Below are 8,916 nucleotides of genomic sequence, written 5' to 3'. Positions count from 1 at the left end.
CCGAGCTTATTGTTTTAAGTATCATTAATTCAAGGGATATTGAATCAGTGGAAAGTATAGTTTCCATGGGCTATGATGTTGATGCAGAGCACTATGTTGAAGAGATCCGCAAAGACAGGAAACAAAAGCTCAACAAAATGGCAGATGAAGCTAAAATTGATAATGACAAGGTTAAAGTCTTGTTTAAGATTGGAAAACCGGTTCTGGAAATTTTAAAAGTTATCAGTAAAGAAGCGCCTGATCTTGTTGTCATGGGCACAAGGGGCCGTTCCAACCTGAAAAACAGCATTATGGGTGCTGTTGCTGAAAAAGTTTTTAAAAGATCTCCTGTCAATGTGTTTTCGTATCGGGATGAAGACGTTAAAAAAAGCCTGGAAAAAAGGCTTCCTTTTTAAGAAACCTGTTTAAACCAACCGCTTTTAAATATCTATATGGATATTTAAAAGCGGTTGGATCATTTAGCAGCAAAAAAGGTCACATTACTCTAAATTGTAACGTGCCAGAGCAGAAGTTACAATATGGTCAATGAGTTTTCGATACTCTTCCATGGGTCCGTCAGAAGAAGGATCATATAAAGAAAAAATTTGGGGACTCCAGCTTTTTACCGGTTTTAAGCCGGGTATCCCGTTCACTTCAATGATTTTGGGTTTGCCATCGGCATCAAGGCGCATATCAGCCCTGACATGATCCAGGCAGTTTAATGCTTCCATGGCCTGGCGGCAAAGTTCAATCAGTTCTTCTTTTATTTGGGAAACCGGTTTTATTTTTGTTACACCCACCCCTCTTAAATCACTTCTCAAGATGGGATATTTGCCATACATGGAAGGATCTACCACTACTTTACCGGGTAAAAATATTTGGTGCACTCCATTGCCCAGCATCAGAACCGTATATTCATCTCCGGGAAGATATTCTTCCACCAGGGCGGGCTGTTCAAACCGACTTTCAATGTAATCTATTCTTTTTTTCAGTTCTTCAGGTGAATTAACAACACTTTCATCGCTGATGCCAACAGACCTTGATTCATAGCTGGGTTTTACAAAAGCCGGGTAAACCATGTCCGGAAGGTCATCTGATGTTTCAAGCTGATAATGGTAGGGAACTGAAATACCTTTGTTTTCCAATATTTTATGGGTGCTGGTTTTATGGATCAATTCCTTCATGGTTTTCGCATCAGGCCCGATATAGGGGATGCCTTTGTCATCAAAAATATCTGCAAGCCATTTTTCATCACCATTGCCCATGCCAATGGTCTCTGATTTGCCGGAAATGTGATAAAGAGCACTCCAGACAATATCAAAATTATTCTCTTCAAGACTTGAGTAAAATTCATCCATGTTGTTAACAAAGGCAATCTTTGCACTTTTTCCGGAATCATCAATTGCTTTTTTGATACTTTGGGTGGCAGTGATATCCCCCCAGCCCTGGGCGTCACCTGCCGGGCCTGTGATAATTAATACTTTTTTCATTAATTTTGCAACCTTTCAATATATAAGAGAAAAATTAACTTTAAATTTTAAACAGATTTGGATTACATTCATAGCATGCCAGGGCTTTGACCGCTTCCGGAGAAACATTTTTCAGCAGCCTGACATAGGCATCAATTCTTTCGGGTTCCCAAAAAACTCTGGAGACAACGTGCATGTCAATGTCAGGAGAAAAAATATTCGTTTCTTCTGATTTTTCCATTACCGGGTTTTCCATCACCGGGTCGTTCATTACATGATCGGCCATTCTTTCGTTGGGATTGAGAATGATGACCTTTCCTTTTACATGTTTGGATAAAGCCTTGCAAAAAAGATCCTGACAATATCCAAAATGTGTACAGCAAAGTGCAGCATATACCTTTCCTATGGGTTGACACATCTTTGAAGTAGCAGTTGAGACATTGGCATTGATCATTTTTGCTACATCGCTGCCAAAGGGATTTCTCTCAATTTTTCCTGCAAGATTTGTGCATCCCTGACTGGTAATTCGGTCAGGACCAATCCCCATTTTAATAAGCTTTTGTTGATGGGTTTTTTCAGCAATGGTTGTGGGTGTCCCAAATATAATCACATGGCTGTCCGGATCTGCCATAAGATTTTCATGGATCAATTGAACGCCGTGATCCACGATACCGGAAACCATGGTCCCGGTGTTCTGACTATAAGGCGTAAAAGGATAAATCACAGAAAGCGTATTACAGGCTATGAGAATTATGTCCGGTTTCAATTGTTCCATGGCATTCAATGCATTATTAAAAACCCCGGCCTTCTGGTCCATGGTTTTAAAATGATTATAACCCCTGTTCTGTTCAGGCCATGCATTGAAATAGATCATTGAGACATCCTGGTATGGTGATTTATTGGCCAGATGGGCTGCAATCCGGGAAAAGACTGACATGCCGCCTAATCCTGAATCAGTTACCAGAATAGTTTTTTTCAAAGGGCCTGGTCTCTTATTTGAAAGATTCATGGAAATTATTCTTTAAGTTTAAAACCATCTGTTTTGCAGGTCAGCCATTCATCAATCAAAGACCGTGACCACTGGGGTGATGATTCAAGCTTTCCCTCCACGAGATGAGTCATAAAATCCTTCCAATGATGATAATGCTGTAGTGTGGTCAATCTGTTACGAAACATTGCAGCACCTTTTTGAGGGTCTGTTTTTATTTTTTTTGTGATCATGGATATTTCATTGAAAAATCCGTTAATGCCATAATAGTGTAGAAAACCATGCCATGCTTCTTCAAGTTTTTTGTCATCATGCAGGGGCAATGAGATTTCTTTGAATTTTTTCCAAAAAGCGTGAAGTTCCGTCTCTATTAAAAGAGAGAGCCCCGAATCATGGATCTCATACGGAATAAGCTCCAGGGATACAAGAGAATCTTTGTTTAATTTAAGGTTTACAAGATAGCCCAGTTTTCGGTAGTAAAGATCAGTCTGCTGATAAAAAACAAAATTTCCCAGGCTATAAATAATAGGAATATTATTATAAAATTGAATACCCTGCGGGACATGGGGGTGATGACCGATAACAATATCGGCACCCGCCCTGGCCATCTGCTTAAAAGCTTTAGCAACATAAGGCGGTGGAAAGGGAATATATTCAATACCGCAATGTGAAACGGCAATGATGAAATCAACTTTTGGTCTAAGCGATTTAATTGTATCTTCAATTTTGGGCAAATCCCACCCCATGACACCGGGTTCTTTCCCTGCTGATGTGAGATCTTCTCCTTCACTGAAATTGACAATGGCAATTTTAATATCATTAACATTAATTACAAGGGGGGTGCAGGCCTCTTCAATGGACATTCCTGCCCCTGTCCATTGAAGATGATGATGATTTAAAATATCCATGGTATCTTTAAATGCATCAATCCCGTAATCAAACACATGATTGTTTGCCAGGGTGACCACATCGAATGGAACAGCCTTCAGTGCTTTTATGTGGCGTTGTTTACCTTTGAATACAGCACCGCTTTTAATGGCCGCATCTCCTCGGTCACTCAAAGGAGATTCAAGATTAACAATGGATAAATCCACAGACCTGAGAATGGGCAGAAGATCTCCATATATGGATTCCGGACGGGTATCCATAATTTTTTTAAAGACACGAATGGGTGCCCAGTCACCGGCAATACAAATTTTTGCCATCGCCTTTATAGAATGTGAAGCTATTGTATCGGATGCCCAGGAACCCTTTTTCCAGTCAACTGATGTTATTGTCGGCTTATTAAACCTGCGTTAAAGGCTTATCTTACCAGATTTCAGGATAGGCAACATCTACAAAATTCTTTTGCTTCAATTTCACCTTTAATGGCATCTGAAATCACCTGTTTGTATTTTTCTAAATCCATGATCCTTCTCCGTGGGGTTTCGTGTTATGCTAAAAATTAGTAAATTATCTATCTTAGCCCATAAAAAAAATGACCGCAAGAAAAACTCCTGATTGAACAGGATTTCAGGTATGTATTGACAGGGGCTAAAGATTCGGTTACACAGAATTTTTAAGGGTTTAAAATTGATTATATTTATTTTTTAAAAGTGATTCAATGAAAAAAAAAATAAGTGTCTCCTGTCCAATGGATTGTTCGGATCTTTGCCGGTTTGTTGTCACGGTTGAAGAAGGACAAATTATTAAATTTGAAGGGGACCGTCATCATCCTGTTACAAAGGGATTTACCTGTAAAAAAGGTAAAGATCTTGTTCAAAGGATGTTGCATCCGGACAGGATAAGACATCCTCTGATAAAAAAAAACGATCAGTTTGTTAAGGCCTCTTACGAAGAAGTTTTTCATATCATTGCTGATAAACTTGTGTCCATTAAACAAAAATTTGGAACCAAGGCTATTTTAAATTATACCAGTGATGGGTATGGGGGTATTAAAAACAGGATTCAAAGTATATTTTTTAATTGTTTTGGCGGAGTGACACAGCCCACAGGGAGCCTTTGCTGGGGGGCTGGAATTGCTGCACAGCAATATGATTTCGGCAATCCCAGAGGGCATTTTCCTGATGATGTTTTAAATGCTGCGACCACTCTCGTTTGGGGCAGAAATCCTAAATTTACCAGTATCCATCTGTATAAACTGCTTAAACAGGCCCAAAAAAAGGGCAGCCGTATTGTTGTTATTGATCCTGTGAAGACAGCAACTGCTAAAGCATTTGATGATTATATCAGAATCAGGCCTTCAACGGACGGGGCTCTTGCCCTTGCCATGGCCAATATAGTCATTGAAAATAATCTTCATGATAAAGGATTTATTGAAAAATATGTTTTGGGGTTTAACCGGTTTAAAGCATATGCAGCAGGGTTTACTCTTAAAAAAGCAGAACAGATCACCGGCATCAGTGCCAAAACCATCGAGACCATGGCATTGCAGTATGCAAGGTCAAAAACGGCATCCATCTATATCGGGTTTGGCATGCAGCGTTATCACAATGGTGGAAATAATATCAGGTGCATTGATGCTTTGGCAGCCATTACAGGAAGTATCGGCAAAAAGGGCTGCGGTGTGAATTATGCAGCAAAATCCATCAGTCCATTTCTCTATGATTTAGATAAGAAAAGTGGGATATATGCAGAGAACAGGCGTGTTTTTACTATTGGAAAGTTAGGACAATTTTTAGAACAAGTTCAGGACCCGCCTATTAAGGCCATTTTTGTTGCCTGTGCAAATCCTTTGACCCAGAGTCCAGATCTTGAAAAAACAGTCAAAAATTTTTCCCGGGTTGGGTTTAAGGTAGTATTTGATCATTTCATGACGGATACCGCCAGACAGGCTGATGTCGTTCTCCCTGCAGCCTTTGTGTTTGAACAGGAGGATCTTTTTGCGACATCCATGTATTCTCCTGTGCTGAACTATTCGCAAAACGCGCTTGATCCGCCTGAAGGACTTATGCCTGAGTTTGAATTTTACCTGGAACTGGCAAAAAAGATCGGGTTGAAAAATCTTGGATTCAAGGATTCCCAAGACTATTTGAGAAAAAGTGTGCAACCTTTATTGGAAAAGCTTGGAAAAAGGTTTGCCCAATTACCTGATTCATATTTAAGGATAAAAACCCATGAAATTGCCTGGGAAAATAAAGTTTTTGAAACCCCTTCCGGGAAGATTGAGCTCTATAGCGAAAAAGCGTTACAAGCCGGCCTTTCACCGCTCCCAACCTTTATTGAACCCAGTTGTGGGAATGATCAGCTCCCATTAAGGCTTTTGACCTGCCACACGATTGATTCCATGCATTCTCAAGGGTTTGCATTCAATGATGAAGTGCCAAAAGTATACTTGAACCGGAAAACAGCCCAAAAATTTGCTGTTGAAAAGGAAGCTTACGTATTTGTAAAAGGAGAAAGAGCAAAATTAAAGGTAAGGTTATGCATTGATGAAGCTATTTGTGATAACACCGCTTTTATTTACCAGGGATGGTGGCATAAAAGCGGTGCAGTGAATTATCTAACAAATCCCGAGATTTCAGATATGGGTAAACAGGCTGCATATTATGACAGCTTCTGCACGATTAAAAAAATCGGATAGCTTACTATTCGACTCTGTGCCAGGTCTGGGTTCTGAAGAAAAAGAGGATATAACCCCTGACCATAAGCTTGCCTTCTTCAACCCATACTGTACAAGTGTAGATTTTACCTTCTTTGGGATCCAGTATGGTGCCGCCAGTGTATTTATCGTTTTTCTTAACAAGATCTTGAATAATGACCATCCCTTTTGTCAGCTGGTCTTTGCGGGGATCGTCATCCGGGCATTTGTCGCAAACAGGATCAGGATCTTCACCGGGTTTTCGGAATAATTCTTTTATCTGGCCGAAATATTTTCCATCTTTTTCATAAATTTGTACAATGGACTTGGGCTCATTGGTTTTGTCATCAATGGTTTTCCACTTCCCGACAATGGAAGTGTCCTGGGCAAAGCTTGAGGCAATAAAACAAAAGTAAAAAAGAACCGATAAAGCAGTAAGTTTAACCATGTTTTTCATAATTTGTCTCCAATTAGTTAGTATTGAAAATATAAACACCGTTATTCTTTTTAGTCTTATGTTTTTTTTGTGTCAAGGAAAAAACATTTTAATGGGAGGGCAGGGGATTGCATATAAACCCCCCTGCCGTTTCCCCCAAATTTTTGATTTAAAGGCTTTCAGGTTTTACAACCGGATGTTCCTTTAAGTATTCCAATCTGTTCAGGCCGTTTATATAGGCTAAAGCACTGGCAGTAATGATATCAGGATCAGCACCTTTTCCCAAGGCCACAATCCCGTCTTCCTGCAACCGGACCGTTACCTCACCCTGGGCATCTGTCCCTTCGGTCAAAGCAGAGATGGTAAACCTTAAAAGCTCGGATTTGGTCCCTGTCAGCTTGGAAATAATATTGTATGCCGCATCAATGGGGCCGCTTCCTTCAGTTGCCCCCTGGACCAGACGGCCATTGATGTTCAGCTGAATGCTGGCGGTTGGAAAGACCGTATTACCGGATAATACATGGATATATTCAAGACTGAAAACTTCCGAACTTCTTAATACTCCTTCGTTGATCAACGCTTCGATGTCCTCATCCTGGATACTTTTTTTCTTGTCAGCCAGGCGTTTGAATTTTTCAAAGATCGTGTCCAGTTCTTCCTTGGAAAGATCGTATCCCATTTCCTGGATATGGGAATTGAGTGCATGACGTCCCGAATGTTTCCCCAGTACCAGGTTGTTTTTGTTAAGGCCGATTGTCTCGGGTTTCATGATTTCATATGTCATGGGATTTTTTAATACACCGTCCTGGTGGATACCGGCTTCATGGGCAAAAGCATTGGCACCCACAATAGCTCGGTTCGGCTGTACCAGGATACCTGTGATCATGCTGACCAGGCGGCTTGTGGGATAAATTCTTGTGGTATCAATTGATGTGGTATGGGGAAAGAAATTGGGTCTTGTGTGCAGAGACATAACCACTTCTTCAAGCGAAGTATTCCCGGCTCTTTCTCCAATACCGTTGATGGTGACTTCAACCTGTCTTGCTCCTGCTTTTATGGCGGCAAGAGTGTTGGATGTGGCAAGTCCCAGATCATTATGGCAATGAACACTCAATATGGCCTTATCCATATTGGGCGTATTTTCCATTACATATTTAACAAGCTCACCATATTCTTCCGGGATGGCGTATCCCACCGTATCCGGAAGATTGATCGTTGTGGCACCTGCATCAATAACCGCTTCAAACACTTTGCATAAAAACGAAGGATCAGACCTTGACCCGTCCTCTGCTGAGAATTCCACATTGTCTGTATAGGATGCGGCAAGTTTTACGGATTTGACTGCCTGTTCCAGTACCTGTTCTTTTTCCATTTGGAGTTTATATTTCATATGCAGTTCAGATGTGGCAATAAAGGTGTGGATTCTTGGGTGTACTGCATTTTTAATGGCGTCCCATCCCCGGTTGATATCGTCATCACTTGCCCTGCAAAGTGCTGCAATCTGAGTAACCTTAAGCGTTTCGGCAATAGCCTTGACCGCTTCAAAGTCACCCACTGATGCGGCGGGAAATCCTGCTTCAATCACATTGACACCCAGTTTTTCAAGCTGGGTGGCAATCCGCAGTTTTTCAGCCTGGTTCATGCTTCCTCCGGGTGATTGTTCTCCATCTCTTAATGTGGTGTCAAAAATAATAATCTGGTTGTCTGTTGTCATTTTATTTTACCTTGTTTTTATTGTCTAGTGAGAGTTTATATTGAAAGCTGTCGGCCAATGCCTGCCAGCTTGCTTCTATGATGTCTTCTGAAACACCGATGGTTGAAAAAATATTGTTTTCATCCCGTGATTCAATCAGAACGCGTACCTTTGCATCGGTTCCATCCATTCCGTCAATGACACGGACCTTAAAGTCCACCAGGTGCATGTCATTGATCTGCGGAAATATGGTGGTAAGCGCTTTTCTTAATGCATTATCCAGAGCACTGACAGGCCCCTCGCCTTCTGCCGAAGTAATTTCGGTTTTATTACCCACCCTGATTTTTATCATGGCATGGGAATAACAGGGGCGTTCCTTGTCTTTTTCAACCACTACCCTGAAAGATTCAAGCTCAAAATAGGGGACAAACTGATCGGTGAGTTTTTCCATGATAAGCTTTAAAGAGCCTTCTGCCGCATCAAATTCAAACCCGTAATCTTCAAGGTCCTTGATGCTGGATACAATCTGGTAGCCGATGGCATCGTTCTTACCCAGATCCACCCCAAGTTCTTTGGCTTTATATTCGATATTGCTCTTGCCGGATTGCTCTGAAACAATGACACGCCGCTTGTTTCCGACAAGTTCCGGAGAAATATGTTCATAAGCCATGGGGTTTTTCATGATGGCACTGACATGAACTCCGCCTTTATGAGCAAAAGCACTCTTACCGACGAAGGGTCGGGAATTGACAGGCGGCACATTGGCAGTTT

At 41.1% G+C, this 8,916-nt stretch carries 8 protein-coding genes; 2 read left to right on the top strand and 6 right to left on the bottom strand.

Annotated elements, in window-relative coordinates; all coding sequences use genetic code 11:
- The coding region (locus tag K8S13_RS00080; RefSeq protein ID WP_291459564.1) for a universal stress protein at nt 1-395 on the top strand (395 nt) is incomplete at its 5' end.
- Between the two features lie 84 nt (nt 396-479).
- Here the strand turns inward: K8S13_RS00080 and K8S13_RS00075 are convergent.
- Genes K8S13_RS00075 through K8S13_RS00065 form a run of 3 tightly spaced genes read right to left on the bottom strand, consistent with a single transcriptional unit; the run spans nt 480 to nt 3,641 of the window.
- Complete coding sequence (locus K8S13_RS00075) at nt 480-1,469, bottom strand: ATP-grasp domain-containing protein (protein WP_291459563.1); 990 nt, start codon at nt 1,467-1,469, stop codon at nt 480-482.
- Between the two features lie 40 nt (nt 1,470-1,509).
- The gene (locus K8S13_RS00070; RefSeq protein ID WP_291459562.1) at nt 1,510-2,427 is read right to left on the bottom strand and encodes a hypothetical protein; all 918 of its coding nucleotides are present in this window, start codon (nt 2,425-2,427) and stop codon (nt 1,510-1,512) included.
- A 35-nt stretch (nt 2,428-2,462) separates the two neighbouring features.
- On the bottom strand, nt 2,463-3,641 hold the full coding sequence (locus tag K8S13_RS00065; RefSeq protein WP_291459561.1) for a CapA family protein: 1,179 nt from the start codon (nt 3,639-3,641) through the stop codon (nt 2,463-2,465).
- Between the two features lie 398 nt (nt 3,642-4,039).
- Here K8S13_RS00065 and K8S13_RS00060 point away from each other — a divergent pair, with 398 nt between their 5' ends.
- A complete protein-coding gene (locus K8S13_RS00060; protein WP_291459560.1) occupies nt 4,040-6,019 on the top strand; it encodes a molybdopterin-dependent oxidoreductase in 1,980 nt (659 codons plus the stop codon).
- Between the two features lie 4 nt (nt 6,020-6,023).
- On the opposite strand, the gene K8S13_RS00055 is transcribed toward K8S13_RS00060, so the two are convergent.
- The 3 genes from K8S13_RS00055 to K8S13_RS00045 all read right to left on the bottom strand — a co-directional run.
- On the bottom strand, nt 6,024-6,473 hold the full coding sequence (locus tag K8S13_RS00055; protein ID WP_291459559.1) for a DUF2147 domain-containing protein: 450 nt from the start codon (nt 6,471-6,473) through the stop codon (nt 6,024-6,026).
- A gap of 148 nt (nt 6,474-6,621) precedes the next feature.
- On the bottom strand, nt 6,622-8,166 hold the full coding sequence (locus K8S13_RS00050) for a 2-isopropylmalate synthase (protein WP_291459558.1): 1,545 nt from the start codon (nt 8,164-8,166) through the stop codon (nt 6,622-6,624).
- A gap of 1 nt (nt 8,167) precedes the next feature.
- The coding region (locus tag K8S13_RS00045; RefSeq protein ID WP_291459557.1) for an alpha-isopropylmalate synthase regulatory domain-containing protein at nt 8,168-8,916 on the bottom strand (749 nt) is incomplete at its 5' end.

The sequence above is a fragment of the Desulfobacula sp. genome, assembly GCF_021107415.1.
This window is presented reverse-complemented; position numbering and strand designations above follow the sequence as displayed.